The organism is Streptococcus sanguinis, from assembly GCF_003943655.1.
GTDB lineage: Bacteria > Bacillota > Bacilli > Lactobacillales > Streptococcaceae > Streptococcus > Streptococcus sanguinis_F.
On sequence record NZ_RJMM01000001.1, the window covers coordinates 17,519 to 43,951 of the forward strand.

General features: G+C 44.4%; 23 protein-coding genes. 14 read left to right on the forward strand and 9 right to left on the reverse strand.

Going from position 1 to position 26,433, the window contains the following annotated elements; translation table 11 throughout:
- The first annotated feature begins 170 nt into the window (after window positions 1-170).
- From D8886_RS00115 to dtd, 4 genes are all read left to right on the forward strand, one after another.
- Window positions 171-830, forward strand: a complete 660-nt coding sequence (locus D8886_RS00115; protein ID WP_048772052.1) for a hypothetical protein — start codon at window positions 171-173, stop codon at window positions 828-830.
- Window positions 831-1,089: 259 nt separating this feature from the next.
- Window positions 1,090-1,224 (forward strand): hypothetical protein, encoded by a 135-nt coding sequence (locus D8886_RS11745; protein ID WP_002896703.1) that lies wholly within the window; start codon window positions 1,090-1,092, stop codon window positions 1,222-1,224.
- Window positions 1,225-1,308: 84 nt separating this feature from the next.
- Entirely contained in the window at window positions 1,309-3,528 is a 2,220-nt protein-coding gene (locus tag D8886_RS00120; RefSeq protein ID WP_002901641.1) for a RelA/SpoT family protein, read from the forward strand.
- A gap of 56 nt (window positions 3,529-3,584) precedes the next feature.
- Window positions 3,585-4,028 carry a D-aminoacyl-tRNA deacylase gene (gene dtd / locus D8886_RS00125; RefSeq protein ID WP_002911121.1) on the forward strand — a complete coding sequence of 148 codons (444 nt, stop codon included), beginning with the start codon at window positions 3,585-3,587 and terminating at the stop codon, window positions 4,026-4,028.
- A gap of 92 nt (window positions 4,029-4,120) precedes the next feature.
- Here the strand turns inward: dtd and D8886_RS00130 are convergent, their stop codons facing one another.
- Window positions 4,121-4,918 (reverse strand): DUF4037 domain-containing protein, encoded by a 798-nt coding sequence (locus tag D8886_RS00130; RefSeq protein ID WP_125433842.1) that lies wholly within the window; start codon window positions 4,916-4,918, stop codon window positions 4,121-4,123.
- Between the two features lie 499 nt (window positions 4,919-5,417).
- Here D8886_RS00130 and D8886_RS00140 point away from each other — a divergent pair, with 499 nt between their 5' ends.
- The gene (locus D8886_RS00140) at window positions 5,418-6,032 is read left to right on the forward strand and encodes a CPBP family intramembrane glutamic endopeptidase (protein WP_125433843.1); all 615 of its coding nucleotides are present in this window, start codon (window positions 5,418-5,420) and stop codon (window positions 6,030-6,032) included.
- A 112-nt stretch (window positions 6,033-6,144) separates the two neighbouring features.
- Here the strand turns inward: D8886_RS00140 and D8886_RS00145 are convergent, their stop codons facing one another.
- The 3 genes from D8886_RS00145 to D8886_RS00155 all read right to left on the reverse strand — a co-directional run bounded on the left by D8886_RS00145 (window position 6,145) and on the right by D8886_RS00155 (window position 7,776).
- Entirely contained in the window at window positions 6,145-6,570 is a 426-nt protein-coding gene (locus D8886_RS00145) for an EVE domain-containing protein (protein WP_125382133.1), read from the reverse strand.
- Entirely contained in the window at window positions 6,563-7,024 is a 462-nt protein-coding gene (locus D8886_RS00150; RefSeq protein ID WP_125382131.1) for a MarR family winged helix-turn-helix transcriptional regulator, read from the reverse strand. Before D8886_RS00150 ends, D8886_RS00145 begins: the two co-directional genes overlap by 8 nt.
- A gap of 104 nt (window positions 7,025-7,128) precedes the next feature.
- On the reverse strand, window positions 7,129-7,776 hold the full coding sequence (locus tag D8886_RS00155; RefSeq protein ID WP_125433844.1) for a metal-dependent transcriptional regulator: 648 nt from the start codon (window positions 7,774-7,776) through the stop codon (window positions 7,129-7,131).
- 228 nt (window positions 7,777-8,004) lie between these two features.
- On the opposite strand from D8886_RS00155, the gene D8886_RS00160 reads away from it, so the two are divergent.
- The 3 genes from D8886_RS00160 (at window position 8,005) to D8886_RS00170 (ending at window position 14,794) form a co-directional block, all read left to right on the forward strand.
- Window positions 8,005-10,887, forward strand: a complete 2,883-nt coding sequence (locus D8886_RS00160; RefSeq protein WP_125433845.1) for a GBS Bsp-like repeat-containing protein — start codon at window positions 8,005-8,007, stop codon at window positions 10,885-10,887.
- Window positions 10,888-11,165: 278 nt separating this feature from the next.
- Window positions 11,166-13,406, forward strand: a complete 2,241-nt coding sequence (locus tag D8886_RS00165) for an SEC10/PgrA surface exclusion domain-containing protein (protein ID WP_125433846.1) — start codon at window positions 11,166-11,168, stop codon at window positions 13,404-13,406.
- Between the two features lie 287 nt (window positions 13,407-13,693).
- Window positions 13,694-14,794 carry a DUF3114 domain-containing protein gene (locus D8886_RS00170; protein WP_125433847.1) on the forward strand — a complete coding sequence of 367 codons (1,101 nt, stop codon included), beginning with the start codon at window positions 13,694-13,696 and terminating at the stop codon, window positions 14,792-14,794.
- Between the two features lie 20 nt (window positions 14,795-14,814).
- Here D8886_RS00170 and tpx read toward each other — a convergent pair whose 3' ends face one another.
- The 4 genes from tpx to D8886_RS00190 all read right to left on the reverse strand — a co-directional run bounded on the left by tpx (window position 14,815) and on the right by D8886_RS00190 (window position 17,976).
- Window positions 14,815-15,306, reverse strand: a complete 492-nt coding sequence (gene tpx / locus D8886_RS00175; RefSeq protein ID WP_002896683.1) for a thiol peroxidase — start codon at window positions 15,304-15,306, stop codon at window positions 14,815-14,817.
- A 151-nt stretch (window positions 15,307-15,457) separates the two neighbouring features.
- On the reverse strand, window positions 15,458-16,387 hold the full coding sequence (gene ssaB, locus D8886_RS00180; RefSeq protein ID WP_125433848.1) for a metal ABC transporter substrate-binding lipoprotein/adhesin SsaB: 930 nt from the start codon (window positions 16,385-16,387) through the stop codon (window positions 15,458-15,460).
- 19 nt (window positions 16,388-16,406) lie between these two features.
- The gene (locus D8886_RS00185) at window positions 16,407-17,255 is read right to left on the reverse strand and encodes a metal ABC transporter permease (protein WP_312023298.1); all 849 of its coding nucleotides are present in this window, start codon (window positions 17,253-17,255) and stop codon (window positions 16,407-16,409) included.
- 1 nt (window position 17,256) lies between these two features.
- Window positions 17,257-17,976: a metal ABC transporter ATP-binding protein gene (locus tag D8886_RS00190; RefSeq protein WP_312023299.1), complete on the reverse strand. Its 720-nt coding sequence runs from the start codon at window positions 17,974-17,976 to the stop codon at window positions 17,257-17,259.
- Between the two features lie 149 nt (window positions 17,977-18,125).
- Here D8886_RS00190 and D8886_RS00195 point away from each other — a divergent pair, with 149 nt between their 5' ends.
- Window positions 18,126-20,018, forward strand: coding sequence for a M13 family metallopeptidase (locus D8886_RS00195; RefSeq protein WP_125433851.1), 1,893 nt, complete (start codon window positions 18,126-18,128; stop codon window positions 20,016-20,018).
- 232 nt (window positions 20,019-20,250) lie between these two features.
- The gene (locus tag D8886_RS00200; protein WP_002926934.1) at window positions 20,251-21,147 is read left to right on the forward strand and encodes a DUF7916 family protein; all 897 of its coding nucleotides are present in this window, start codon (window positions 20,251-20,253) and stop codon (window positions 21,145-21,147) included.
- An 86-nt stretch (window positions 21,148-21,233) separates the two neighbouring features.
- Here D8886_RS00200 and D8886_RS00205 read toward each other — a convergent pair whose 3' ends face one another.
- Window positions 21,234-22,430 carry an ROK family protein gene (locus tag D8886_RS00205; protein WP_048772076.1) on the reverse strand — a complete coding sequence of 399 codons (1,197 nt, stop codon included), beginning with the start codon at window positions 22,428-22,430 and terminating at the stop codon, window positions 21,234-21,236.
- A 204-nt stretch (window positions 22,431-22,634) separates the two neighbouring features.
- Here D8886_RS00205 and D8886_RS00210 point away from each other — a divergent pair, with 204 nt between their 5' ends.
- Genes D8886_RS00210 through D8886_RS00225 form a run of 4 tightly spaced genes read left to right on the forward strand, consistent with a single transcriptional unit; the run spans window position 22,635 to window position 26,424 of the window.
- Window positions 22,635-22,952 (forward strand): PTS sugar transporter subunit IIB, encoded by a 318-nt coding sequence (locus tag D8886_RS00210; protein WP_075202640.1) that lies wholly within the window; start codon window positions 22,635-22,637, stop codon window positions 22,950-22,952.
- 8 nt (window positions 22,953-22,960) lie between these two features.
- Window positions 22,961-23,278 (forward strand): PTS sugar transporter subunit IIA, encoded by a 318-nt coding sequence (locus tag D8886_RS00215; RefSeq protein ID WP_002898520.1) that lies wholly within the window; start codon window positions 22,961-22,963, stop codon window positions 23,276-23,278.
- 5 nt (window positions 23,279-23,283) lie between these two features.
- Window positions 23,284-24,645: a PTS sugar transporter subunit IIC gene (locus tag D8886_RS00220; protein WP_049539575.1), complete on the forward strand. Its 1,362-nt coding sequence runs from the start codon at window positions 23,284-23,286 to the stop codon at window positions 24,643-24,645.
- Window positions 24,646-26,424: a glycoside hydrolase family 35 protein gene (locus D8886_RS00225; protein WP_125433852.1), complete on the forward strand. Its 1,779-nt coding sequence runs from the start codon at window positions 24,646-24,648 to the stop codon at window positions 26,422-26,424.
- Window positions 26,425-26,433: the final 9 nt, after the last annotated feature.

The window sequence follows — 26,433 nt, forward strand, 5'->3', positions numbered from 1 at the left end:
TAGAGCTTTCATACTTTCTAATATTGGTTTGAAAATGCTGAATGAAGNCATCAGAGGATAAGTGAATAATCAGATGGAGGTAGAATAAAATAGAGTTTTAAAAAATTATGGTACACTATACAGTGACTGAAATAAGTACTTTATTAAGTATAATAAACAAGGAGAATATCATGAAAAAGCGGATTTTTCTCAAAATATTACTTTTAGGGGGAGTGATGATAGGATTAATAGGATGTGGAGAAAAGAGGAGCAGCCGAGATTGGATTGAGAATAAGGTAGCTGAAGTGGGGAGCGTCTATCCCACTGAAAATCTATTTGATTTGTTTAAGCAATTTCCGGATGGGTTTAAAGTAGAGCAAGTGTATATCAAACGTGGGACTTATCTTATCGAAATAACTTTACAAGGGGATAGTAGCAATCACACAATTTCTGGAGTGCTAACCAAGACACGGGCTTCTGATGATGTCACTCAAAAGCCAGAAGAAACAATAAGAGTTGATTATATAGACAGCAATTTTGTCTTTTCTGATGAGGAGAAAGCGAAAGAATTATGGCCTTTTGATGGATTCTTATTTCAAAAGTTAACAATTAATCAGTCTTTTCTATCTTCTTTATCTATGAAATCCAAAAGTTATAATGGCAACAATGGGGCGTTTGATATTGATTATTCGATTCAAAATCAAACTATCAATCAGTATTTTCACAAAAACGAAAGAGAACAGGCAACTTTAGGTTTTGGAAGCTCAAACCGAAACGACGATTATTACTATTATTCAGTAACTGTCAAATATGATAATACTTATTCATTTAGAGAAACCGTGTCAAATTAAAAGGAGATTAAGATGGTGGAAAAAATTTGCTAACATTGGTATTTCTACTTTTGATACTTCAAATTTAGCATGTTATCTATTTTGATAAAATCATTATTAGGAGCAACTGCCTCACCGCCTTGTATCCGCTTTCGTATTTTGGTATAATAGTGATGAGCTCACTTGGGTAAGTCAGAAAGGAAAATAAAACGGAAAAAATCAGACTGCCTAAGCTGGGAAGCGTATCTGCATTTTGCCTGATAAGGAGAGGAGGTTCGCCATGACTATGTCTGCCTTATTTGAGTTGTTTGTCGCCCTTTTGGGTGTGGCATCTACTTGCTACCTTGTCTACGCTTATTGTCAATTTATCAAGGAAGAAGTTCATCACTTTCTTCACCACAACCCGCCCGTTTAAGGCGGGTTTTTATATGAACCGTCTTCTAGGTTTTCATATCGGGTTAAAAGTGATAAAATAGTAGGCAGGAATTGGAGAGACGAGATGCCAAAAGAAGTGAATTTGACGGGCGATCAGGTATTGGCCCTTACGAGAAAATATCTGGCTGCGGAGGATGTGGCCTTTATACAGAAAGCTTTGATCTATGCGATTGACTGTCACAGTGGGCAGTTTCGCAGGTCAGGTGAGCCTTATATCGTGCATCCTATTCAGGTGGCAGGGATTTTGGCCAAGCTCAAGCTGGACGCGGTAACGGTTGCTTGCGGCTTTCTACATGATGTGGTCGAGGATACCCGTGCGACGCTGGATGATTTGGAAAGAGAGTTTGGAACTGATGTGCGCGTGATCGTAGATGGGGTTACCAAGCTGGGTAAGGTCAAGTACAAATCCCACGAGGAGCAGCTGGCAGAAAATCACCGTAAGATGCTGATGGCCATGTCGGAGGATATCCGGGTTATTTTGGTCAAACTGGCAGACCGTCTCCACAATATGCGGACGCTCAAGCATCTGCGCAAGGATAAGCAGGAGCGGATTTCTCGAGAAACAATGGAAATTTACGCACCCTTGGCTCATCGCCTGGGGATTTCCAGTGTCAAGTGGGAGCTGGAAGATTTGTCTTTCCGTTATCTCAATGAAGTGGAATTTTACAAAATTTCCCACATGATGAAGGAGAAGCGTCGGGAGCGTGAAGCTCTGGTAGAAGAGGTGGTTCAGAAGATTGAGACCTATGCTGGCGAGCGCAATCTGCACGGTAAGATTTATGGCCGGCCCAAGCATATCTACTCGATCTATCGCAAGATGCAGGACAAGAAGAAGCGTTTTGATGAGATTTATGATTTAATCGCCATTCGCTGTATCTTGGATACTCAAAGTGATGTTTATGCTATGCTGGGCTACATTCATGAGCTTTGGCGGCCGATGCCGGGGCGGTTCAAGGATTATATTGCCAACCGCAAGGCCAATGGTTACCAGTCTATTCATACGACCGTTTATGGACCCAAAGGTCCGATTGAGTTTCAGATTCGGACTAAGGAAATGCATGAGGTCGCTGAGTATGGGGTTGCGGCTCACTGGGCTTACAAGAAAGGTGTCAAGGGACAGGTAGACAGCAAAGAATCAGCCATCGGGATGAACTGGATCAAGGAGTTGATGGAGCTGCAAGACCAGTCTAACAATGCTAAGGATTTCGTTGACTCAGTTAAGGAGAGCTATCTGGCTGAGGAAATTTACGTTTTCACACCAGATGGAGCGGTGCGTTCTCTGCCTAAGGACTCGGGTCCCATTGACTTTGCCTATGAGATCCATACCAAGGTCGGTGAGAAAGCCACAGGAGCCAAGGTCAATGGCCGCATGGTGCCCCTGACAACCAAGCTCAGGACAGGGGATCAGGTGGAAATCATCACCAATGCTAACTCCTTCGGACCGAGCCGCGACTGGCTCAATATTGTCAAGACCAGCAAGGCCAGAAATAAAATCCGTCAGTTCTTTAAGAATCAAGACAAGGAGCTGTCTATTTCCAAAGGCCGAGAGCTCTTGCAGGCTCAATTTCAGGAGCATGGCTATGTAGCTAATAAGTACATGGACAAGAAGCACATGGAAGAAGTGCTGCAGAAGACCAGCTATAAGACTGAAGAGGCGCTTTTTGCAGCGATTGGCTTCGGTGAGATTGGTGCCATTAGTATTTTCAACCGTTTGACAGAAAAAGAGCGCCGTGAGGAAGAACGGGCCAAGGCCAGAGCAGAAGCGGAGGAATTGGTTAAGGGCGGCGAGGTCAAGGTCGAAAACAAAAAAGACACCCTCAAGGTTAAGCACGAAGGTGGTGTGGTTATTCAGGGGGCGTCTGGTCTCCTCATCCGGATTGCCAAATGCTGTAACCCTGTACCGGGTGATGATATTGTTGGCTATATTACCAAAGGACGCGGTGTAGCCATTCACCGGCAGGACTGCATGAATCTCAAGGCTCAGGAAAATTACGAGCAGCGACTGATTGATGTGGAATGGGAAGACAACAACACGACCAAAGAGTACACGGCTCACATTGATATATACGGTCTCAACCGCTCTGGCCTCCTCAACGATGTGTTGCAGGTTCTGTCCAATACCACCAAAAATATCTCAACAGTCAATGCTCAGCCAACCAAGGATATGAAATTTGCTAATATCCACGTTTCTTTTGGTATTGCTAATCTGTCCATGCTGACGACGGTGGTGGATAAGATCAAGAGCGTGCCGGAGGTCTACTCGGTCAAGCGGACTAATGGCTGATTCTTTTCGGAAATCATTATCGAGCTGTAAGTTACCGTTAAATCAAAGGAAAAGATATGAAAATAGTGATTCAGCGCGTGAAGCGTGCTCAGGTCAGCATTGACCAGCAGCTGCGCAGCAGTATTGGACAAGGTCTCCTGCTCCTAGTAGGCGTAGGGCCTGACGATAGTCAGGAGGATATGGATTATGCAGTCAGGAAGATTGTCAATATGCGGATTTTTTCCGATGCTGAGGGTAAAATGAACCTGTCTATCAAGGACATTGGCGGAGAGATTTTGTCGATTTCCCAGTTCACTCTGCATGCAGATACCAAAAAAGGTAATCGGCCAGCCTTTGTCAAGGCTGCTCCGCCAGAGATGGCTAGCAATTTTTATGATGCCTTTAATCTTGCCTTGCAGCAGGAGGTGGCAACTCGGACGGGGATTTTTGGGGCAGACATGCAGGTAGAACTAATCAATGATGGTCCAGTGACTATTATCTTGGATACAAAGAATCGCTGATAAAAAGCATGAAAAGGAGTTTGAACACTAGTGTTCAAACTCCTAATTTTTTTGCTTCTGTAGCAATGAATAGATAGTTTCCGACAACATTACTAAAAATCGCCAATAATTTCTTGAGGAATGACTTCTTTGATGGTCGTCACTAGCTGATTGATAAGCTTTATGGCTTCAGCGGGCTCAGTGTAGAGTTTTTGAAAATAGGTCTGTATATTTTCTTCGAAATGCTGAGGCAATAGCGAGCAGTTTGTTTTTGCAAACTCCAGCATTCTCTTTTCTCCAGGGTGCGTCTGTTCGTTTAGAGCGAAGAGCAAGTCAAAATAGGAAGCAAAAAATTCACTGCTGCGGTGATTGATGCTGAGCAAGTCCTGACGCTTGAGCGCTTTTTCTATTTGTTTGGAGAAAGCTGGCATGGCTTGATCGAGTAAGAGGAGCTGCTTCTTAATAATATTCTTTTTCAGCTCAGCTGGATAAGGTAGTCTGTACTTGTTCTGAAGTGTCTCGTAGCGACCATTTCGGTCGTAGATGATTTTGCTGTGAAGCAGATTGTGCCACATACAGGTAGTATAGGCATTCTGAGCTTGGTGATCTAGGACGACAGTCTGCAGATCTTTATCAAAGCTATCCAGTGTACGGTAAATGAGCTCAATTTCGATCTTGTTCTTTAACACACAGTCATCCTCTAGTTCCCAAAACTGATTGCCAATTTCCATGTAGGAGCAGTACTTGCTGAGGATATCGCGTCGAGTCGTGGGAGCAATGGAACCTGTCAAGTAGATATAAACATCATAGTCTGAGTCTTTGTCAAAATGCTGTCCAGTACGAGAGCCACCGAGAACAATAGCTTCCACTTGATCTAGCTGGGCAAATTCTTTAAAAAGTTCTTGTGGCATAATTTTTCCTTACTGATTTTTGACATCATTTTAGCAAAATGTAAGCGTGTTGGCAAGAAGGGAAAAACAGCTTTTGGCATGGTACTGAGCTTGAAAAATTGAGACTCCGAGGGGGATGAAGTGGATAAGCAGGAGCTGGGAGTATTTGACTAAAAAGAAAATCATCTAGGATAGATAGGCTGAAAATTTGACTTTGTGTGATAAAATTTTAGGACTTTTTTCTTTCTTTAATGCATTGTCAGTTTTCTATTTTTTAAACTCAACGCCTTATTTTTATCTGCAACTTTTCTTAGATTTTTGAGATAGATCTTTAAAGAGTTTTTGAGCATCATTTAGTCCAAAAATGATGAGCATAGCAAACAAGTGGAAGTGGCGATAATCCTTGATTGTTTATGTTTATGATTTCTTTCATTCTTTAGAAATATTTTAGAATTACTTTATAAATTCTTGAAGTTTGTCTTGTATAATCATATTAAAGAAAAGAAAGGAGTCTCTTATCATGGAAAATCTAGTTCAACAGATGCTGAATGCTCTGATTCAAATTGCTTTGTTTGCTTCTCTTCCTTTTGTTTGGTGGTTGATAAGTGCTAGAAGAAAAAGTCCATTTTTAGAATGGCTTGGCTTAAAACCACTAAAAGATGCTGGCAGCCGAAAGATCTGGCTGTGGATTTTGTTGGGTTCGCTATCTTTCTTGCTTCTTTCGTTTTTGCTAGTATATCCTGCTGTAAAAAATCTAGATACAGCGACTTCGAATTTCTCAGGCCTCGGCTTCCAAGCCTTGCCAGCTGTTCTGATTTATGGTATTTTTCAAACTTCTCTGTCGGAAGAACTGTTATTCAGAGGTTTTCTTTTAAAGAGATTGGCTAGCCGCTTATCCTTTGTAGTGGCCAACACCATACAAGCTGCTCTTTTTGGTCTGCTCCATGGCTTGATGTTTATAACAGTGCTCTCTTGGCAGCAAACCCTGCTCATCATTTTGTGTACGGGTGGTATCGCGGCCTATATGGGCTTTGTCAATGAAAAGAAATCTGATGGCTCCATTTTAGCCAGCTGGATCATACATGCTTTAGTAAATGTGATTACGGGTAGTTTATCAGCTTTTATGCTGATTTAATAAATCGATAATTTCACTTAAAATCAAAAAGTTCCGATTTTCCTTGAGAATCGGAACTTTAGATTTAATGACAGGTGAGCAAGGTTTAGGTGTAAGTCAAACGAAGCTGCTTTTACTGATTTGCAGTGCTGTCTAATTTCATTTGCTCAAAAACATAAAGGAAGAAGTCTTTCGAAACTTCGAAATGTCCATATCTTATCTGAGAAGCATATTGGCGCCACTGAGGATGTTGTCGGACTTGGTCAATGGGGCAGTCTTTGACAGGCTGGTAGTAGCTGACATCTCGCCGAAATGGGACGAAGCCTTCAAACATCTTTACTTGGTAAGCTGTGTCATCTAGAATCTTGCCAACTGCTGTAAAGGCCTGCAGTTTTTCCTGACTATTCAGCTGATACTTGGGGCTGTAGTACAGAAGATAGTCCCCCTTTTTCATTCGGTTCAGCGGTGCTTTCTTACCATGGCAGACTTGGCAAAATCCACCTTCTACACCTCTTAGTACATGTTCTTTTGATACGACACCAATCCAAAATCTAGTCATTTTCTGCCTCCAGTTTGATTAAGAGTTGGTTTAATGTTTCTGTATTATTTCCTAATTTTCCAAAGAACGCCTGATCAATACCTTCTACCAGAGGAAGGGCTTGGTTAACCTTTTGCAGCCCCGTATCCGTTAGGAGTATGATGTTGGCACGGCTGTCCTTGGGATGGACTTCCCGCATGATCAAACCTTTCTTGACCAAGAGGCGGATGATTTGGGATACGGTCATAACATCCATGTCAGAAAATTGGGCAATATCGGTCTGACTAACCCATTCTTGCTGACACAGGAGTGCAGCAAGAGTGGTCAGAACGACAAACTGGGGATGGGTCAAATCAATCGTTCTCAGTTTGTTTTTTATCAGCCCATGCCACTTATGGTAGGCGCGGATAAAGAGCAGACCGGTTGATTTTTTGTATTCATCCTTGTAGATGGAGTTAAACTGCGATTTTTCCATTAGCTTTCCCTCTAGATTTTTATAAGTATACTTATTATATTCCGACATCTTATTTTTGTCAATAAAAACCCAGTTTAGACTAAAAAGTCCGAACTGGGTTCTGTTTATAGTTTTTCCACATAAATCTGCTGGGCAATCATAGGATTGATTTGGATTTCTTGAGTTTCTGTCTTGAGAAGATAGACCTGAGCGAAAGAATCGTATTGGATGAAGGTGACGGTTTGGCCGATTTGCAGGTTGTATTTTTCCAAGTATTTAAGCAAGTCAAAGTCATCGTGTACGCGTTTGATGATATAGTCGCCAGGGGCAGAAGCCTCTTCCAGAGTCAGTTGGTTTTCTTCGTCCAGAAGCTCTCCCTTGGCTGGAATGGTGCCCCCGTGAGGACAGGTCTTGGGATACTGGAGCATGGCATCCAGACGCTCAACGAAGCGCTCAGAAACAGTGTGCTCTAGGACTTCGGCTTCCTCATGGATTTCATCAGTCGAGTAGCCGAGATGGTTGACCAGAAAGACTTCAATCAGTCGGTGCTTGCGATAGAGGTCAGAAACTAGCCTTAGCCCCAAATCAGTCAGCAGGTAGCCGGCTTTTTTATCCTTGACCAGAAGTTCTTCCGCCAGCATTTTTTTCATCATTTCCGTCACAGCCGGAGGTGAAACCTGCATGAGCTGGGCGATTTCTTTATTGGTGATTTTTTTGTGGCGGCTGCCAATCTCATAGATACACTTGAGATAGTCTTCTTTATTTGGGGTCATCTTGCATCCTCGCTGAACTTTCTATCATTAGTATAACAAAAATCGCTGTAAGAATACAGTGTCTAAGCCTTTCTTTGATGTTTAGATTTTCTTCATTCGCTTGTAATCGTTTTGCGATTATTATATAATCAAAGCGTACGATTTAAAAAATAAAAAGTAAAAATTCTTTAGCTGGTTTGCAGAAAATTTGGCTTGCTTTTTACTTTTTTGCAAAAGGAGAATCCTATTATGAAAAAAAGACGAATGATGGCGTCTCGAGCAGAGAAGTTTACTCGTTTTGGCATCCGCAAATGCAGTCTGGGAGCAGTCTCTGTAGCGATTGCGACTGGTCTGGCCTTTCTTGGAAGTGGAGCGGTTCAGGCAGATCAGCTAGCACCTAGTCAGACAGCTGACAGTGTCGCTGTCAGCCAGGCTGTGGAGAACCAAGCTAGCACAGCTGCAACTCCAACTGTAACAGAAACCAGTCTGTCAAGTATGGATAAGGCTGCACCAGCACCGGAGGCTGTTACTCCTGACGCTAGTCAGATACCTACGTCTTCCGATACCAGTGCTCAGTCTACTTCTTCAGATCCTGTAGAAAGTGCCCGGCCGAAAAGTGATACTGTAGCTTCGACAGAAAATCAACCTGCTGTGGCTGAGAACTCAGAAAAAAGTGATGCTTCTAATCAGCCAGCACAAGCAGTTTCTGCTACAGAGCGCCCCTTGGCAGCAGCAGAAGTCAAAAAGCCACAAGGCAAGATTACCATTCAGAACAACAATCCACAGACAGGTGAATTTGATATTGTCGTGTCCGATATTATCGCCCCAGATGGTCTGAAGTCTGTTTATCTACCGACATGGTCAGCTGCTAACGACCAAGATGATGTGCAGTGGTACACAGCCGAAAGACGCGCTGATGGAACCTATTTTAAGCATGTCAGCTACCGCAATCATAAGAACTCTCTGGGGGAGTATAATGTTCACCTCTATTTCGTGAATGATGCAGGCCAGCTGCAGGGTGCGGGTTCGGCTAAGACGGTAGTTACTCGCGCGCAGCCACAGGGCAAGATCACCATTCAGAACAATAATCCGCAGACAGGCGAATTTGATATAGTCGTGTCAGATATTGTAGCCCCAGATGGTCTGAAGGCCGTTTACTTGCCGACTTGGTCAGCTGCCAATGACCAAGATGATGTGCAGTGGTACACAGCCGAAAGGCGCGCTGATGGGACCTATTTCAAACACGTCAGCTACCGCAACCACAAGAACTCTCTGGGGGAGTATAATGTTCATCTCTATTTCGTGAATGATGCAGGCCAGCTGCAGGGTGCGGGTTCGGCTAAGACGGTAGTTACTCGCGCGCAGCCACAGGGAAAAATCACCATTCAGAACAATAATCCGCAGACAGGCGAATTTGATATAGTCGTGTCAGATATTGTAGCCCCAGATGGTCTGAAGGCCGTTTACTTGCCGACTTGGTCAGCTGCCAATGACCAAGATGATGTGCAGTGGTACACAGCCGAAAGGCGCGCTGATGGGACCTATTTCAAGCATGTCAGTTACCGCAATCATAAGAACTCTCTAGGTGAGTATAATGTTCACCTCTATTTTGTGAATGATGCAGGCCAGCTGCAGGGTGCAGGCTCAGCTAAGACGGTGGTTGACCGCGCGCAACCAAAAGGCAAGATTACCATTCAGAACAACAATCCGCAGACAGGCGAATTTGATATTGTTGTGTCCGACATTGTTGCTTCAGATGGTCTGAAGTCTGTTAGTCTTCCAACCTGGTCCACCGCTAACGACCAAGACGACGTGCAGTGGTACACCGCTGAAAGACGAGCTGATGGGACCTATTTCAAGCATGTCAGCTACCGCAATCATAAGAACTCCTTGGGCGAGTACAATGTTCACCTCTATTTTGTGAATGATGCAGGCCAGCTGCAGGGTGCAGGTTCGGCTAAGACAGAGGTTACTCGCGCGCAGCCTCAAGGTAAGATTACCATTCAGAACAACAATCCGCAGACAGGTGAATTTGATATAGTCGTTTCTGATATTGTTGCCCCGGATGGCCTGAAGGCGGTCTACCTACCGACTTGGTCCAGCAAGGATGACCAAGACGATGTGCAGTGGTATATCGCTGAGCGCCAATCTGACGGCACCTATAAAAAACATGTTCGAGCTCAGGATCATAAGTTTTCAGTGGGTGAGTACAAGGTTCATCTTTACTATCTGAATGAGGACGGCCAGATGCAAGGTGCAGGTGGCGAGAAGCTGATGGTTTCTGTAGCACCTGAAAACATCCGTGCGACTGGAAAAATCAATATCCAAAACAATAATGCGCGAACAGGAACTTTTGATGTAGTTGTGACAAATGTCTCCAATCCAGGTGGAATTCAAGCAGTCTATCTGCCAACTTGGTCCACAGATAAGGATCAGGATGATGTCAAGTGGTATTTGGCCCAAAAGCAGGCAAATGGCACCTATAAGATCACGGTCCGAGCTAGTGACCATAAGCTTTCTACCGGCGAGTACAAGATTCATCTTTACTATAAGCAGGACAATGGTCAGCTCATCGCTGTTGATGCTACTACGACCCAGGTATCAAAAGCGGTTTACAATACTCCGTACTACTCACAGCGTGATGGTCGCTGGGGTGGCAGGAAGTATGGTCCTTACAGCATGGATGCGACAGGATGCGTGCCGACAACGCTAGCCATGGTTATTTCTGGAATTACTGGGACAGAAGTGCTTCCGACAACTGTTGCGGATTACCTATATAATCATACCAATGAATTTAATAAAGATGGATTTGGCACCAGCAGCCGGGGTATTGTTCGCGCTGCCCAGCACTGGAATCTGACGACTGAGACCCTGTTTACAGCTTCTGCGGTCAAAGAAGTGCTTTCGCAGGGGCATCATGTCCTAGGTGCCGTTGGTACCAGCATCTTTGCCCATTATCCAGTCACTCATGAGCTGGTTCTCAAAGGCTATGACAATGGAAAAACCTATGTCCGTGACCCTTATAATGCAGCTAATAATGGCTGGTATCCAGTAGACTATCTCTTTGGGGTCAAGAGTGTCGATCCGACGGATAATACAGAAGGATCACCCTTTATTGCCATCAAAGGATAAGAAATTCGTGAATAAGAAGACCGCTCGTTGCTTGACGGGCGGTTTTCTGCATTCTATGACTACTATACTTGTACTCGTTCAAGAGTTTATCATTGACAAAGTCAGTAAGGGGCAAGTTTATTATGGGATAGATGGCTAGACACACAGTTTTTTTAGAAGAGATTGAGACGTGATTCTATTTTTGGACATATTGCGATAAAAGTTCTCAAAAAAACATGTAAATAGTTTGACAAACAAAGCTTTTCTTATTATACTATTAACATATCAGGAGGAAAAACATGAAAAAAATCCAAAAACATGTCATTCTAGGTGCAGCAGTTCTTGCTAGTACTGGCATTGCTCACACTGTAGCTGCAGATACAACTCCAGTGGATGCAAATGCATCTGCAAACCAAGATAAGGCTCTATCTGCAAGCCCAGAAGCTCTTAAACAGCAAACGGAGCAGGTCAATCAAGCGAAAGCGTCTGTTGACCAAGCCAAAGAACAGGTTACAGCAGCTGAGACTAAGGTTGAAACTGCTAAGAAAGATAATGCTGATACAAGTGCACAAAAAATTGCGGAAGCTCAGGCAGCTGTGACAGAAGCTGAGAAGAAAGTTGCTCCAGCAGAAAACGTAGCCAAGCAAGCCCAAGCAGCTCTTGATACAGCTAAAAAAGCAGAAAACTCACAGGTGACTGTAGCTCAGGATGCTCAAGCTCAAGCAGCTAAGGCACAAACCGAGACTCAAGCTGCTCAGGATGCTGTGAATGCAGCTCAAAAAGATGTGGACAGCAAACTGGTAAGTGAAAAGGTAACGAAGGCAAAGGAGGAGCTTGACAAGGCTAAAAATAACTTAGCTTCTTACGAAGATCAATTGAAGACAGCTGAAGCAGAAGATGCGAAACGCCAAGCAGTGATTGATAAAGCCCAAGCAGATATTCAAGCAGCTCAAGCAGAAATCAAGGAAAAAGAAGCGAAACTTTCGTCCCAGGACCAAGTACATAATACCTTTACCCTATCACAAGCTTACATCAATGCAATTAAAAGCAATAATATCAACGGTACGGCAAAGTTATCACCTGAGGCACAAGAAATCCTTGTTAAAGAAGCAGCTACCCTAAAATCTAGCAACAACTACATTGGCAGTCAAAAAGATGCGCAGCGAATGGTTAACATCAATGCTATTCCAAATGATGTTCTGATGGAACTCAACTACTATGCACAAGATTTGATTAATCAAATCCGTAAGCAAGCAGGAACAGCACCAGTAACATTAACACAAAATGGTATGGATTATGCAGCAGCGCTAAGCCAAGCAGCTCGTGAAGAAAAATATAAATACCAATCAAAAGAACCTATAACTCTACATGTAGCTATCCCTAAAGATGTAGTTTCTAAATTTGGACTTGATCAGTTTGGACATAGAGTAGCAAGTACTAATGAACTTGGTCCTTATCCTATCCTTGCTAGTCAAGAGAATGTCTCTGTTGACTACTTAAAAAAGGCAATTTATGATGATATTAAATTCCAATTATTTGATTTGGGAGATAACATTGCATATAGAACTAGAGGAACTATCTATGCTCAAAAAGTAGTTGGGCATCTTGAAAGTCAGAAAAAAGGTGCATATGTCGCTGTTAACTTTAGCAACAATGGCATTATTAACCGAATTAACTTCCTTCTTTTTCCAAATACCGACAACGATATTAAGGACCCTTCCAAAATAACACCAGCCTTGATTAATCCAAATGCTAATAATCAAGAGGCTGATGCAGCTCGTAAAGATTTAGCGGCTTCGCAAGCTAAATTGGACGCTGCTCAACGTACGTTGACAAATGCTCAGAACAAGCAGGAAACAGCACCATTACTGCGTGAGGTTGTGAAAACTGCTAAGGACAAGTTGGCCATGGCGGAACGTACTTACCAAACTGAACTCGAAAATAGCAAGAACTCAGCTTCTGAAGAAACCAAGGCTAAACTTGCAGTTTTAGCTAAGGCTCAAGCAAGCTTGAAAGAAAAAGAAGCAGCCCAAGCAAGTGCGCAAAAAAAAGCTGAGGAAGCTAATGCCAAACTTGCCGAATTGAAAGCAGCTACAGCAAATGCTCAAGAAAAGGCAGCTGCTGCGGCTACAGCTCTGGAAGAGGCTCAACGCTCTGTTCAAGCTGCTAAAGACTACGTTTCTCGCTTGCAAAATGCCCCTGCTCTTCTAAAAGAAGCAGAAGCGGCTCTCAATGATGCTAAAGCAAACTTGGCAAGTAAGGAAGAAACGTATAGAGTCGAAAATGCCAAACTTGAAGCTTTGAAAGCAGCTCTTGCAGCCCTAGAGACAGACGACCCAACCAACCTCGTTTCTAAGAATGAGCGAAAGGTTCTGAAAGTCACTACAACGGGAGTGAAGCACGGAAAGAAACCAGTTCAGACCTATCAGGCTCCGGCAGCTCTTCCAAAAACAGGTTCTGCTGAATCTTCTCTGGCACTTGCAGGTCTAGGATTACTATCTATGCTGGGACTGGCTTTTGCAAAACGTCGTAAAGCTTAAGAGCATTTATTGATAAAATAGAATTCTAGATGAATTGTCCAATCGGTGAAAAGTTGGACGATTCATTTCAATAAAACTCATACTGAGAGAGGACCAGTTTGGTCTTCTCTTTATTTATTGAGTGATTTGTTAAGAACATCTTTATTGTTAATAGTCCAAGGATTCATATTTTGTTCTTTGCTATCATGTGAGTTTGTGATAAAATCTAATTGTTCTATGTGGATTAGATTTTTTATTATAACCTCTACAGTTTTGAACTACTAGAGCTAAAAGAAAGGAGGGGAGTCATGTATCCGAAAGAAGAAAAAGAGCAGCTTTTTCAGCAATTGCAATCAATCGGTTGGTCTCAGTCAGCGTTGGAACGAGTTTTTGCAGGGTTAAATAACGAGCAAGGAAAAACAGTGTCAGAAGAAGGAGATTACCTGCAGGAGGCTCAGCTTTTTGGCAGTCCCTTCTTTCAAGAGCTCTGGCAGGCTGAGGCGGCTCAGAACAGCAGGTTAGTAGCTCAGGAGCTGCTGGTTCTGGCTATGAGTCTTGTTAATATGCCTGAGGAGTTGAGCGGAGATAAGAGAGAGACAAATCTTCTACTAGCTCGAATTGCTCCTGACCTTGCCCCTCATGACCGCTTTTGGAAGATTTTTTCAAGCACCTTACGACAGGCTTTTCCAGCAGATAATTTGAGCCAAAAGGATGGTAATCAAAAGCTCAAAAGGCAGCTGCATCAGTTTCGCTATGTCATTTCTTGTCAGCAGGCTCAGTGGGTTCGGGACCATTTCAGAGAGGTGGGGATGACGGATGCGGAGGCCTTGGCAGCTTATTTCAAGGCCGACCCCGGACTTCCCTACAGTTTCAAGGAATCCTCTCGCTTGCATAATAAAGCCTATATTGATAAGAGGTCAGAGCAAGCTATCTATCCGGATGGTCAAGTTAGTCAGGCCAATATAAAAATCCTGATTGATTTTCATACAGAGTTTATTCTGGATCAGAGAGGTCGCTTTCTCAATATTATCGATCCAGAGGGTGCTAGTCAAAATGGTATTGTGAATAGCGCCAGCTTTAACTACGGTGAACGCAATCGTCCGGTCAATCAGGCTTCTCATACCCGCTATGACGTCAAAACACCTGCAGTCTGGGATCCTCGCTTTCGCAGGCTTGCCATTGAAAATAGCGACCGCAAGTTCAAGTCACCTCAGAATAATCGTGGTCCGCTGGGCTATCGTTCGGCTAAGAGCCCTTATGCTCGAAAGGGGCGGAGTGCTTATAAACAGGCAAAGGCAGAGATTGCTCAATTCAAGAAATTGCTGAATCGACCATCCTTTCTCTTGCGTTCCTGGGCTTGCTTCCGTCAGTTTTGGCAGAAGTTTTTCGCACAAAAAAATACGGACTAGCAAATCCGTATTTTTATCTTTTACAAACTCTTAACTGCAGCAATCGCTGCTTCAAAGTCTGGCTCGGTATTGATATTGTCTACATACTCAGCGTAGGTCACAGTGTTGTTTTCGTCCAAAACTAGAACTGCGCGAGCCAAAAGGTGCCATTCATTGATAAGGACAGCATAGTCGCGACCGAAAGAATGATCGAAGTAGTCAGAGAGCATGACAGCATTCTCAATGCCTTCAGCAGCACACCACTTGCCTTGAGCAAAAGGCAAATCAACTGAAACCGTGATAACAACGGTATTGTCCAAGTCAGAGAGCTCTTGGTTGAAACGGCGAGTCTGAGTCGAGCAGACACCAGTATCGATAGATGGGATGATGCTCAGGACTTTCTTTTTGCCAGCAAAGTCAGCCAGAGTTTTCTTTGAAAGATCAGTAGCTGTCAGGCTAAAATCGTGGGCGGTGTCGCCGACTTGCAGTTGTTTTCCAGTAAAGGTTACAGGATTTCCGAGAAAAGTTGTCATAGGAAGTCTCCATTCATGTTTGATAGCTTCATTGTACAGCGAATAGTGATTTTTTTCGAATAATTTGACCGGAAATTTGAGATCGACTCCATGTGAAGTTCGTTCTCCATAAATAAAGAGGTTAGGATTTTGTCTTCCTAACCTTTTATCGTTATTTTGCCAATCCTTCAGAAATTTTATCCAGATTGTATTTCATCATGCTGTAGTAGCTGTCACCCTCTTCCCCTTCATCAGCGATTGAGTCAGTGAAGATTTTAGCGTGGATTGGGATGTTTGTGTCTTTAGAAACAGTCTTCATCGGACGGTCGTCCACACTTGATTCGACAAAGAGAGATGGCACTTTGGTCTCGCGTAGTTTTTCAACTAAGCTCTTGATTTGGTCTGGAGTTCCTTCTTCTTCGGTGTTGATTTCCCAGATGTAGGCTGATGGCACATTGTAGGCCTTAGAGAAGTACTTGAAGCAGCCTTCACTGGTCACAATCATTTTCTTTTCCTCTGGAATATTGTTGAATTTCTCCTTGGCTTCCTTGTCCAAAGCAGTCAATTTTTCCACATAAGCTTTGAGATTTTTCTCGTAAGTGGCCTTATTGTCAGGGTCTTTTTCGATCAAACGCTTGGCAATATTTTGCGCATAGATGATACCGTTTTCCAAATTGAGCCAAGCATGAGGGTCTTCCTTACCCTTTTCACTTTGACCTTCAAGGTAAATGACGTCAACGCCATCGCTTACAGCATAGTAGTCCTTGTTTTCTTCCTTATTGGCATTTTTGACCAACTTGGTAAACCAAGCATTACCGCCAGTTTCCAGATTGATACCGTTGTAGAAGATGAGATCCGCTTGAGAAGTCTTTTTGACATCTTCAGGCAGGGGCTCATATTCATGGGGATCTTTGCCGACTGGTACAATGCTGTGCAGGTCAATCTTATCGCCAGCTATATTTTTGGTAATATCAGCGATAATTGAGTTGGTTGCAACAACCTTGAGCTTGGACGAGTCACTGGACGCCTTCTTCTGACCGGAGCAGGCAAAGAGAGTGCAGACTGCTAGCAAAAGCAGGGATAAAAAACCTAATTTTTTCATGGGATTCCTCCATCAAATTTTATTTTAGTTTAGGTCGGTTTTTAAGTTTTAAATAGCGTTGCTTAGGGGCGATAAAGAAAGAGATGAGAAAGATGAGAGCTGAGGTCAGGACAATGCTGGATCCTGCAGCGACATTAAAGCTGTAGCCGATAAAGAGGCCCAGCACAGAAGCTAGAGCGCCCAGTCCTGAGGACAGCAGGATCATAGTTTTCAGACTGTTGGCATAGAGGTAGGCCGTTGCTGCCGGCGTAATCAAGAGAGCGACAATCAGAATGGTTCCCACACTCTGCATGGCTGTCACAGAGACCAAGGTCAAGAGAATCATCAGCAGATAGTGATAGAAGTTGACTGGCATGCCCATGGCCTGAGCCAGCAGGGGGTCAAAGGAAGTAATCAAAAGCTGCTTGAAAAAGAGGATGATGATTAAGAGCACAGCTATTCCGACTCCGATACTGATCCACATATCAATATCCTGCACAGCCAAGATATTCCCGAAGAGAATATGAAAGAGGTCAGTGGAGCTATTGGCAACCCCGATCAGGATCACACCCAGAGCTAGGAAGGAAGAAAAGGTAATCCCAATGGCCGTATCGCTTTTGATAATGGAGTTGCCCTTGATGTAGGTGATAATAATCGAGGCCAAAAGTCCGAAGGTGATGGCTCCGATAAAGAAATTAATCCCTAAAATGTAGGACAGGGCCACACCGGGCAGAACCGCATGAGAGATCGCATCTCCCATGAGCGACATGCCGCGCAGAATGATAAAGCAGCCGACAGCCCCAGCAACAATCCCAATGACGATGGCTGTGATGAGGGCATTTTGCAGGAAGTGAAAGTCCCGCAGCCCTTGGAAAAATTCTAAAATCATTCTAGGCACCTCCATTCATAAAGAGCTGGGAGCCGTAAGTCTTTTTCATATTGTCCTTGGTAAAGCTAGTCTCGGTAGGACCAAAGGCAATCAGCTTACGATTGAGCAGGATAATTTGGTCGAAATAATCAACAACCTTGCTCAGGTCATGATGGACAATCAGGATGATCTTGCCTGCGGCTTTGAGACTGCGCAGCGTAGACATGATAATCTCTTCGCTGACAGAGTCAATCCCGACGAAGGGCTCGTCCAAAAAGATACAATCCGCCTCTTGAACCAAGCAGCGAGCAATCAAGACTCGCTGGAATTGGCCGCCGGACAGCTGGCTAATCTGACGCTCTGCCAAGTTCTCTAAACCGACAATTTTCAATGCCTCAGCCACCTTGTTCCAATGGGAACTCTTTAGCCCCTGAAAAAGCTTGAGCTGAGGGTAAAGCCCCAAAGAGACACACTCTTTGACTTTGATAGGAAAATGATAATCAATATTGATCTTTTGCTCCACATAGGCAACCCGTTGGAGAGAGTTCTGCAGTGGCTTTTGCTCCAGCAGAGTCTGGCCTTGGTGGTCAATAATCCCTAGCATGCCCTTGAGCAGGGTGGATTTTCCGGCTCCGTTAGGACCGATAATCCCAGTAATGGTTGGCTCCTTAATGGTTAATGAAAGGGGCTCAAGAGCCAGCGTATCCTGATAGCTGACAGTCAAATCTTTAATCGTAATCATCTCATACACCTCCATGAGATTAATATACATTAAAATAAAAATTAAGTCAAGTTAATTTTCGATAAATCTCTAAAATTAATATAAGAAATGTTTGAAAAAACAAGTAGATTTTGATAAGGTTATATCAAAAGCATGAAAGCGAGAAGAAGATGACACGACTACAAGATGATTTCTATGATGCGATTAATGGTGAGTGGGCCAAGACGGCGGTCATTCCTGATGATAAGCCAGTGACGGGAGGTTTCATGGATTTGGCAGATGAGATTGAAGATCTCATGCTCGCCACGACTGATAAATGGTTGGCTGGCGATGGAGTGCCAGAAGATGACATTCTGCAGAACTTTGTTGCTTACCATCGCTTGGCAGCGGATTATGACAAGCGGGAAGCGGCTGGGATTGAGCCTGCGCGTGCCTACATTGATGAAATTCGCAACCTAGCGTCTTTTGAAGACTATGCTTCTAAGATTGCTGATTTTGAGCTGGCTGGTAAGCCAACTTATTTCCCCTTTGGTGTGGCGCCTGACTTTATGGATGCCCGTATCAATGTTCTCTGGGCAGACGGACCGGGAACCATTTTGCCAGACACGACCTACTATGCTGAGGACCATCCGCAGAAGGCTGACCTGCTTGCAAAATGGCGCAAGGCTCAGGAAGATTTGCTGGCCAAATTTGGCTTTGCGGAAGAGGAAATCAAGGATCTTTTGGATAAGGTCTTGGAGCTGGATGCTGTTTTTGCTCAGTATGTTCTGTCTAGTGAAGAAAGCTCTGAGTATGCTAAGCTCTATCATCCTTATAAGTGGGACGATTTCAAAGCCTTGGTACCAGAGTTGCCTTTGGCAGATATTTTCACCAAGTTAATCGGTCAAGAACCCGACCAAGTCATTGTGCCAGAAGAGCGTTTTTGGCAGGCGGCTAAGGATATCTATACAGCTGCTAACTGGGATAAACTCCATGCTCTGCTGATTCTCTCTGCGGTCCGCAATACGACACCTTATCTAACGGATGGCATCCGTGTCTTGGCAGGAGCTTATCATCGTGCTCTATCAGGGACTCCTCAGGCTCAGGACAAGAAAAAAGCAGCCTTTTACCTGGCTCAAGGTCCCTTCAATCAAGCTGTCGGTCTTTGGTATGCTGGTCAGAAGTTCTCGCCAGAAGCTAAGGCTGATGTGGAGCAGAAAGTGGCGACGATGATTGAAGTTTACAAGAATCGCTTGACTCAGAATGACTGGCTAACACCAGAAACTCGGGATAAGGCTATTGTCAAACTCAATGTCATCAAGCCTTATATTGGCTATCCTGACGAGCTGCCTGAACGCTATTCCCGCAAGGTCGTCGATGAAAAGCTGACTCTCTTTGAAAATGCTCAGAAGTTAAGTCAGATTGATATTGCTTATAGCTGGAGCAAGTGGAATCAACCGGTAGATTACAAGGAATGGGGAATGCCAGCCCACATGGTCAATGCCTACTATAATCCGCAGAAAAACCTAATTGTCTTTCCAGCGGCTATCCTGCAGGCGCCTTTCTATGATCTGCACCAATCCTCATCAGCCAATTACGGTGGTATCGGAGCGGTCATTGCCCATGAGATTTCTCATGCTTTTGATACCAATGGGGCGTCCTTTGATGAAAATGGCAGCCTCAATAACTGGTGGACAGAGCACGACTACCAAGCCTTTACCAAGCGGACTCAAAAGGTCATTGACCAGTTCGAAGGACAGGATTCCTATGGTGCTAAGGTCAATGGCAAGCTGACTGTTTCAGAAAACGTGGCAGATTTGGGCGGGATTGCAGCAGCCCTAGAAGCAGCAAAGAAAGAAGCTGATTTCTCTGCAGAGGAATTCTTTACCAACTTTGCCCGCATCTGGCGAATGAAGGGACGCGAAGAGTATATGAAGCTCTTGGCAAGCGTCGATGTCCATGCGCCAGCCAAGCTTCGGACCAATGTGCAGCTGCCTAACTTTGACGATTTCTTTACAACCTTTGATGTGCAAGAAGGAGATGGCATGTGGCGAAGTCCAGAAGAGCGGGTAGTCATTTGGTGATGCCGAGGTAAGACGCTTATCGAATCTTGCTCAAATCAAAAATAATCGAGTTCATCTCAATAGTCTGCTTTTGTTTGTGAAAGCAGACTATTTTATCAAAGAAAAGATAAAGCGTTTACATTTGTCTAGGCTTGTGCTATACTGTAGTTGATAACAAAAAATAAACAAAATATCCAAATAGAATAGATTTCAAAGTGTTTATTAATGAATAATAAAGAAAAGAGATGTTCTTATGGTAAAACGATTCATTAGTTCAAATGCTTCAGAAATTTTAAGTATGACTGCGCCGGAGCTGAAACAGAGCATCAAGGCCAGTGAGGGCCGCGTTATCCTATCTGAAAACGTAGCTTTCAAAGAATCTTATATCGGTGATGTGACCAATGCAGAGATTGCTCGGTCTTTTGGTGCTGACTTGATTTTGCTGAATGGGATTGATATCTTCCAGCCTTTTGTAGCTGGTCTGGACGCCAAGGAAGATTTTGTTGAGGAACTTCATCGCTTGGTGGGTCGTCCTATCGGTATCAATCTGGAGCCGGTGGATAGTCAGGCCCAGATGGCAGGAGAACGCCTGATCATTAATGAGGGGCGTCAGGCTAGTCTAGCGACCATTCAGCGAGCAGAAGAGTTGGGCGTTGACTTTATCTGTCTGACGGGTAATCCGGGAACTGGTGTTACCAATCAGGCTATTATTGACACTATTCGAGTGGTCAAGGAGAATTTTTCCGGTTTATTGATTGCGGGCAAAATGCATGCTTCAGGTGTGGATGAGCCGGTAGCTGACCTGGAAGCAATCGCTCAATTTATCGAAGCAGGTGTTGATATTGTCCTAGCACCGGCAGTCGGCAGTGTGCCGGGCTTTGACGAGCAGGACTTGAAGCAGATTGTCCGACTGGCCCATCAAAAGGGGGCTCTGGTTATGAGTGCTATCGGTACCAGCCAGGAGAGTGCTGATGAGGATATTGTCAAGCAAATGGCTATCCGCAACAAAATCTGCGGTGTAGATATCCAGCATATCGGGGATTCTGGTTACGGCTGTCTGGCTCCGGTTGAAAATATCTTTGCCATGAGTAAGGCTCTCAGAGGACAGCGTCACACCATTTCCATGATTTCACGTTCGATTAATCGATAGTAAAATGAGACAGACTTTTAGGGGGAAGCTCCTAGAAAGTCTGTCTCTTTTTTTGTAAAAAAAGACCGAGATTCTTGTCTAGGCCTTTATAGGTTTCCTTTTTTATCTAAAAATTCATGATAAACACAGAGGCTGACTGCAGAGCGGGCGATGCTGTATTTAGAGTAGGGGATAATGACAATCTCTGCTTGTTTTTGTTTTGGAAAGAGAGGTACTTCCTGCTCTAACTGAGCCAGGACCTGTTCGGCAATAACCGGATAGGAGAATATTTGGCCGTCCAGATAAATCCTTTCGCTATCAATAAGCTGGCAGAGGTTGGAAATGGAAATGGCCAGATAGCGGCAGGCAGTATGAATCAACTCAATGCTGCCCAAGTCTCCTAAGCGATAGGCGGTCATCAGACTTGTCAAATCAATGTCATTGACGTCCTCTACAAGGGTCTTTAAGAGCGAGGTCTGGGAAGCCTGATACAGGATAGCTGCTTTATCAATCAGAGCGCTTTCGCTGGCATAAACCTGCAGGCAGCCGTGCTTGCCGCAAGGACAGCGCTCGCCTTCAGGATTGATGACGGTATGCCCCACCTCCCCGATAAGATAATTCTCCTGACTGTAAATGCTGCCCTTGTACATGTAAGAGCAATGAATACCTCTGGCGACATGATAGACGATAAAATTCCTGTCTGTAGGATGATAGCTAAAGAGGCGTTCAGCCATTGTCAAACAGTGGGACTTATTGGCAAAGTAGACAGGAAGGTCAAAGGCTTCTTGAATAGTCTGCAGGTTAATCTGTCCCCAGTGGGGATTTTTAGAAATGATAAAATCACTCTCAGAGAGATTCACATGCCCCGGCAGCCCGAGGGCAATTGCTGAGATGGAGTATTTGCTGTTCTTTTTCAGAAACTCTTGAATCAGCCGGATGATTTCCTGGTCAGACGGCCCGCCTGTCACCTCGATCTGATAAGTCCGAATATTGCTTTCTACAATCTCACCGGTATTGTCAGCGATGACCATGGCCAGCTGTTTTTCAGAAATCTCAAAACCCAGATAGTAGCGGCTATGAGGTGCAATATCCAGCAGGGTTTTCTTGCGGCCTACGCTCTCATCATTGAGCTCGCCCAGTTCCAGCACCAAGCCTTCCTTGATCAGTTCATTGATGATACTGCCAGTCGTGGCTGGTGTAATCTGAGTTTCTTTTGAAATGTCAATCCGAGAAATCGGTCGTTTGGCATAGAGCTGATCCAGGACAGTTGCCCTTAGCTCGTTTTGTTTTCTAGTTCGTGTCATCTTGTTTCCTCTGCTGCTATACTATCAAAAAAAGCTAGAAATCTCAAATGTAAGCGTTGACATAGTACAGAAAAATAGTTATAATATTTATAGAATATTAATAACATAGTGAAAAATATTCTGTTTTTGGATTTTTGTTTATATATTAAAAATAAATGCTGGGCGTTGTTTCAGGCTAGGTCAGATTCATAAAGGAGGATGCCGATGGAAACAAAACAGATTATGTTAGTCTGTGCGGCTGGGATGAGCACCAGTCTCATGGTCAATAAAATGCAGAAAGCTGCAGAGGAGCGAGGCTTGGCTGCGACGATATTTGCGGTACCAGTGTCAGAAGCTGAAGACTATCTAAGCGAGAAAAAGGTTGATGTCCTGTTGCTGGGGCCTCAGGTCCGCTATCTACTGGAGAATTTACAGGATAAACTAGCTTCAAAAGGCATTCCGGTTGATGTCATTCCTATGACGGACTATGGAATGATGAAGGGGGATAAGGTCCTGGATCTGGCAGAGTCGCTCATGAAGTAGGTACTCTTATGGAGAATAAAGATTCCTTAGAGGTCGCTATGACCCTTATTATGTATGGCGGAGAGGCCAAGTCTTGTGCTATCGAAGCCATTGCAGCAGCTAAAAAGCAGGACTTTGACCGAGCTCAGGAGAGACTGAGTCAGGCTCAGAAGGCCCTGTTGCAAGCCCATCACGCTCAGGCTGAAATGCTGAGCAAGGAGGCACAAGGAGAAAAGACAGAACTTAGTTTATTTATGGTGCATGGGCAGGATCATCTCATGACCAGTATCGCCTTTGTTGATTTGGCAAAGGAGATTGTTGATTTGCATAAAAAATTTGATGAATAGGAGAAATGCAGATGAGTAGTTTGGTTGATAAATGGCAAGCGCGTCTCATGCCTATTGCCAATAAAATCGGCAACCAAAAATTTCTGGTTGCCCTGCGGGATTCCTTTATTGGAACCATGCCTGTGATTATGACGGGCTCTTTCGCCCTCATGGTCAATGCCTTTCTATCTGACTTGCCAGGACAGTTCGGCTGGACCTGGATTTCCTCTACCTTCCAGTGGCTGATTGATATTAACTGGCTGGTATTTAAGGGCAGTATTCCTATCGTTACCCTCTTGTTCCTCTTTACCTTCGGGGTCAATATCGCTAAGATTTACAATACTGATAAGGTGTCTGCCGGTCTGGTAGCTGTTGCTTCCTATATCATTACCATTGGTGGATCAGTTACTAAAACCTTTGAGTTGGCTGGCAAAACACCAGGGCTGAGCAAGGCGATTTCAAAACTTCCAGAGCTAAAACTTGACGGCAGTAACCTGTCTGTGACGATTAACAGTGTCATTCCAGGTGACCAAATCAGTGCGCGTGGTTACTTTACTGCCATTCTGATTGGTTTTGTATCTGTTATCATCTTTTGTAAGGTCATGAATCGTAACTGGACTATCAAACTTCCAGATTCTGTTCCGCCAGCTATCATGAAGCCCTTCCTGTCTATCATTCCGGCTGCGATTGCCATGTATGTCGTGGGAATTGCGACCTATCTCTTTAATCTGGTGACAGGCGAGCTCTTGATTGACTGGATTTACAAGATTCTTCAGGCGCCGCTTCTCAGCTTGTCTCAAAGCTTCTGGGCTGTGCTGCTCATTGTCTTTCTCAATAAGATTTTCTGGTTCTTCGGACTGCACGGCGGTAATGTGCTGGCGCCAGTTATGGCCAGTCTCTTTGGTGTGACCATGCTGGCTAATCTAGAAGCTTATCAGGCTGGGCAAGCGATTCCTTACATGTGGACGGATAATTCTTTTGGTGCTTTTGTCTGGTTTGATGCGATTGGGGTTGCCATTGCCATTCTCTGGCAATCTCGGAACAAGCACTATCGCGAAGTGGCTAAACTTGGGATTTTCCCAATGGTCTTCAACATCGGTGAGCCGGTCATGTACGGTCTGCCAATCGTTTTGAATCCAATTATGTTTATTCCTTATGTCCTGACTCCGATGGTGATGGTGACCGTGGCCTACTTTGCAACCTCTATGGGCTTGGTTGCGCCGGTTACTCAAAACGTTACTTGGGTAATGCCGCCAATTCTCTACGGTTTCTTTGCGACAGCCTTCGACTGGCGGGCTATTATTCTTTCGCTGGTTAATATCGCTATTTCGACCGCTATATATCTGCCCTTTGTCAAGATGGCAGATAAACAGGAGGAGCTTGGATAGATGGCAAAATTTGAAATTAAAGAAGAATTTTACCTGGATGGCAAACCTTTTAAGATTTTATCGGGAGCTATTCAGTATTTCCGGCTTCATCCAGACCAGTGGCGAGATACCCTTTACAATCTTAAAGCTTTAGGCTTTAATACGGTAGAAACTTATATTCCTTGGGCATTGCATGAGCCTCAGGAAGGTCAATTTCAGGCAGAGGGCATGCTAGATTTTGAAGCATACTTCAAGTTGGTTGAGGAGATGGGGCTTTATCTCATTGTCCGTCCGACACCTTACATCTGTGCAGAGTTTGACTTTGGCGGCCTGCCGGCTTGGCTCTTGAGATATCCTTCAATGCGCCTGCGGGTCAATCATCCGCTTTTTCTGGAAAAGGTCAGTCATTTCTATGACTGGCTCTTTCCCAAGCTTCTGCCCTATCAGAGTGATCAGGGCGGACCTATCCTCATGATGCAGGTGGAAAATGAATACGGTTCTTATGCCGAGGACAAGGCCTACATGCGCAGCATTGCACAGATGATGAAGGTACGTGGTGTTACGGTTCCCCTCTTTACCTCTGATGGGACATGGATAGAGGCTTTGGAGTCTGGGACCTTGATTGAGGATGATATTTTTGTGACGGGGAATTTCGGCTCTCAGCCCAAGGAAAACACGGATAATCTGCGAGCTTTCATGGAGCGCTACGGCAAGAAATGGCCGCTTATGTGTACGGAGTTCTGGGATGGCTGGTTTAGCCGCTGGAGTGAGGAAATCGTTCGGCGGGAAGCAGAAGATTTGGCCAAGGATGTCAAAGAAATGCTGCAGCTAGGTAGCATGAACCTTTTCCTACTGAGAGGTGGGACCAATTTTGGTTTTATCAGCGGCTGTTCAGCCCGCAAGACCAAGGATTTGCCGCAGATTACCTCCTATGATTTTGATGCTCCTATTACTGAGTGGGGGCAGCCGACCGAGAAATACTACGCTGTTCAGCGGGTGACCCACGAGGTCTTTCCAGAGCTTGAGCAGATGGAGCCTATTAGCCGACAGGCCAAAGCCTATGGCAGTTTTCCGCTGCTTGGAACAGCTAATCTGCTGGATGTGGCAGCGGATATCACTGAGGAAATTCTGCTGGATTATCCGCAGCCTATGGAGCAGATTGGGCAGAATCATGGCTATATCCTCTACCGTTCCGATATCAAAAATCAATACCATGAGGAAAGGCTCAAGGCATTGGAGACTCATGACCGCTGTCATTTCTATATCAATCAGGAGCACCTGGCTACCCAGTATCGGGAAGAAATCGGTGATGAGATGCTCTTCTCAGCTGATACAGAGCGGATTCAGATTGATGTGCTGGTGGAAAATATGGGGCGGGTCAACTATGGTTACAAGCTAGGCGCACCTAGTCAATCTAAGGGGGTCAAGGGTGGTATCATGATTAACCACCAGTTCCGAAAGGGCTGGAAGCATTATGCGCTCAAGTTTGACCAGGAAATGCTGGCCAAGCTAGACTGCTACTCAGCTCCACCGGAAAGAGTCAAGACACCAACCTTCTATCGCTTTGAAGCGAAGTTGGATGATATTGCTGATACCTTCATCGACTGCTCTAAGTATGGGAAGGGTTGTATTTCGGTCAATGGCTTTAACCTAGGCCGCTACTGGAATGAAGGGCCGATTCACTATCTCTATGTGCCGTCTGGCTTGCTTAAGGAGAAGAATGAATTTATCGTCTTTGAAACTGAAAATGTCAAGATTGAAGAGTTGACCTTGCTTGATCATCCGGTCTATAAGAAATGAGGTGTTGCG

Excerpts from the sequence above, each read along its gene's own strand:
- D8886_RS00195 (WP_125433851.1), top strand. The coding sequence starts at position 18,126 with ATGACACGACTACAAGATGATTTCTATGATGCGATTAATGGTGAGTGG.
- D8886_RS00220 (WP_049539575.1), top strand. The coding sequence starts at position 23,284 with ATGCAGATGAGTAGTTTGGTTGATAAATGGCAAGCGCGTCTCATGCCT.
- D8886_RS00190 (WP_312023299.1), bottom strand. The coding sequence starts at position 17,976 with ATGATTACGATTAAAGATTTGACTGTCAGCTATCAGGATACGCTGGCT.
- D8886_RS11745 (WP_002896703.1), top strand. The coding sequence starts at position 1,090 with ATGACTATGTCTGCCTTATTTGAGTTGTTTGTCGCCCTTTTGGGTGTG.
- D8886_RS00120 (WP_002901641.1), top strand. The coding sequence starts at position 1,309 with ATGCCAAAAGAAGTGAATTTGACGGGCGATCAGGTATTGGCCCTTACG.
- D8886_RS00165 (WP_125433846.1), top strand. The coding sequence starts at position 11,166 with ATGAAAAAAATCCAAAAACATGTCATTCTAGGTGCAGCAGTTCTTGCT.
- D8886_RS00210 (WP_075202640.1), top strand. The coding sequence starts at position 22,635 with ATGGAAACAAAACAGATTATGTTAGTCTGTGCGGCTGGGATGAGCACC.
- D8886_RS00130 (WP_125433842.1), bottom strand. The coding sequence starts at position 4,918 with ATGCCACAAGAACTTTTTAAAGAATTTGCCCAGCTAGATCAAGTGGAA.
- D8886_RS00185 (WP_312023298.1), bottom strand. The coding sequence starts at position 17,255 with ATGATTTTAGAATTTTTCCAAGGGCTGCGGGACTTTCACTTCCTGCAA.
- D8886_RS00115 (WP_048772052.1), top strand. The coding sequence starts at position 171 with ATGAAAAAGCGGATTTTTCTCAAAATATTACTTTTAGGGGGAGTGATG.
- D8886_RS00150 (WP_125382131.1), bottom strand. The coding sequence starts at position 7,024 with ATGGAAAAATCGCAGTTTAACTCCATCTACAAGGATGAATACAAAAAA.
- D8886_RS00155 (WP_125433844.1), bottom strand. The coding sequence starts at position 7,776 with ATGACCCCAAATAAAGAAGACTATCTCAAGTGTATCTATGAGATTGGC.
- D8886_RS00145 (WP_125382133.1), bottom strand. The coding sequence starts at position 6,570 with ATGACTAGATTTTGGATTGGTGTCGTATCAAAAGAACATGTACTAAGA.
- D8886_RS00225 (WP_125433852.1), top strand. The coding sequence starts at position 24,646 with ATGGCAAAATTTGAAATTAAAGAAGAATTTTACCTGGATGGCAAACCT.
- dtd (WP_002911121.1), top strand. The coding sequence starts at position 3,585 with ATGAAAATAGTGATTCAGCGCGTGAAGCGTGCTCAGGTCAGCATTGAC.
- D8886_RS00205 (WP_048772076.1), bottom strand. The coding sequence starts at position 22,430 with ATGACACGAACTAGAAAACAAAACGAGCTAAGGGCAACTGTCCTGGAT.
- D8886_RS00200 (WP_002926934.1), top strand. The coding sequence starts at position 20,251 with ATGGTAAAACGATTCATTAGTTCAAATGCTTCAGAAATTTTAAGTATG.
- D8886_RS00160 (WP_125433845.1), top strand. The coding sequence starts at position 8,005 with ATGAAAAAAAGACGAATGATGGCGTCTCGAGCAGAGAAGTTTACTCGT.
- ssaB (WP_125433848.1), bottom strand. The coding sequence starts at position 16,387 with ATGAAAAAATTAGGTTTTTTATCCCTGCTTTTGCTAGCAGTCTGCACT.
- D8886_RS00215 (WP_002898520.1), top strand. The coding sequence starts at position 22,961 with ATGGAGAATAAAGATTCCTTAGAGGTCGCTATGACCCTTATTATGTAT.
- tpx (WP_002896683.1), bottom strand. The coding sequence starts at position 15,306 with ATGACAACTTTTCTCGGAAATCCTGTAACCTTTACTGGAAAACAACTG.
- D8886_RS00140 (WP_125433843.1), top strand. The coding sequence starts at position 5,418 with ATGGAAAATCTAGTTCAACAGATGCTGAATGCTCTGATTCAAATTGCT.
- D8886_RS00170 (WP_125433847.1), top strand. The coding sequence starts at position 13,694 with ATGTATCCGAAAGAAGAAAAAGAGCAGCTTTTTCAGCAATTGCAATCA.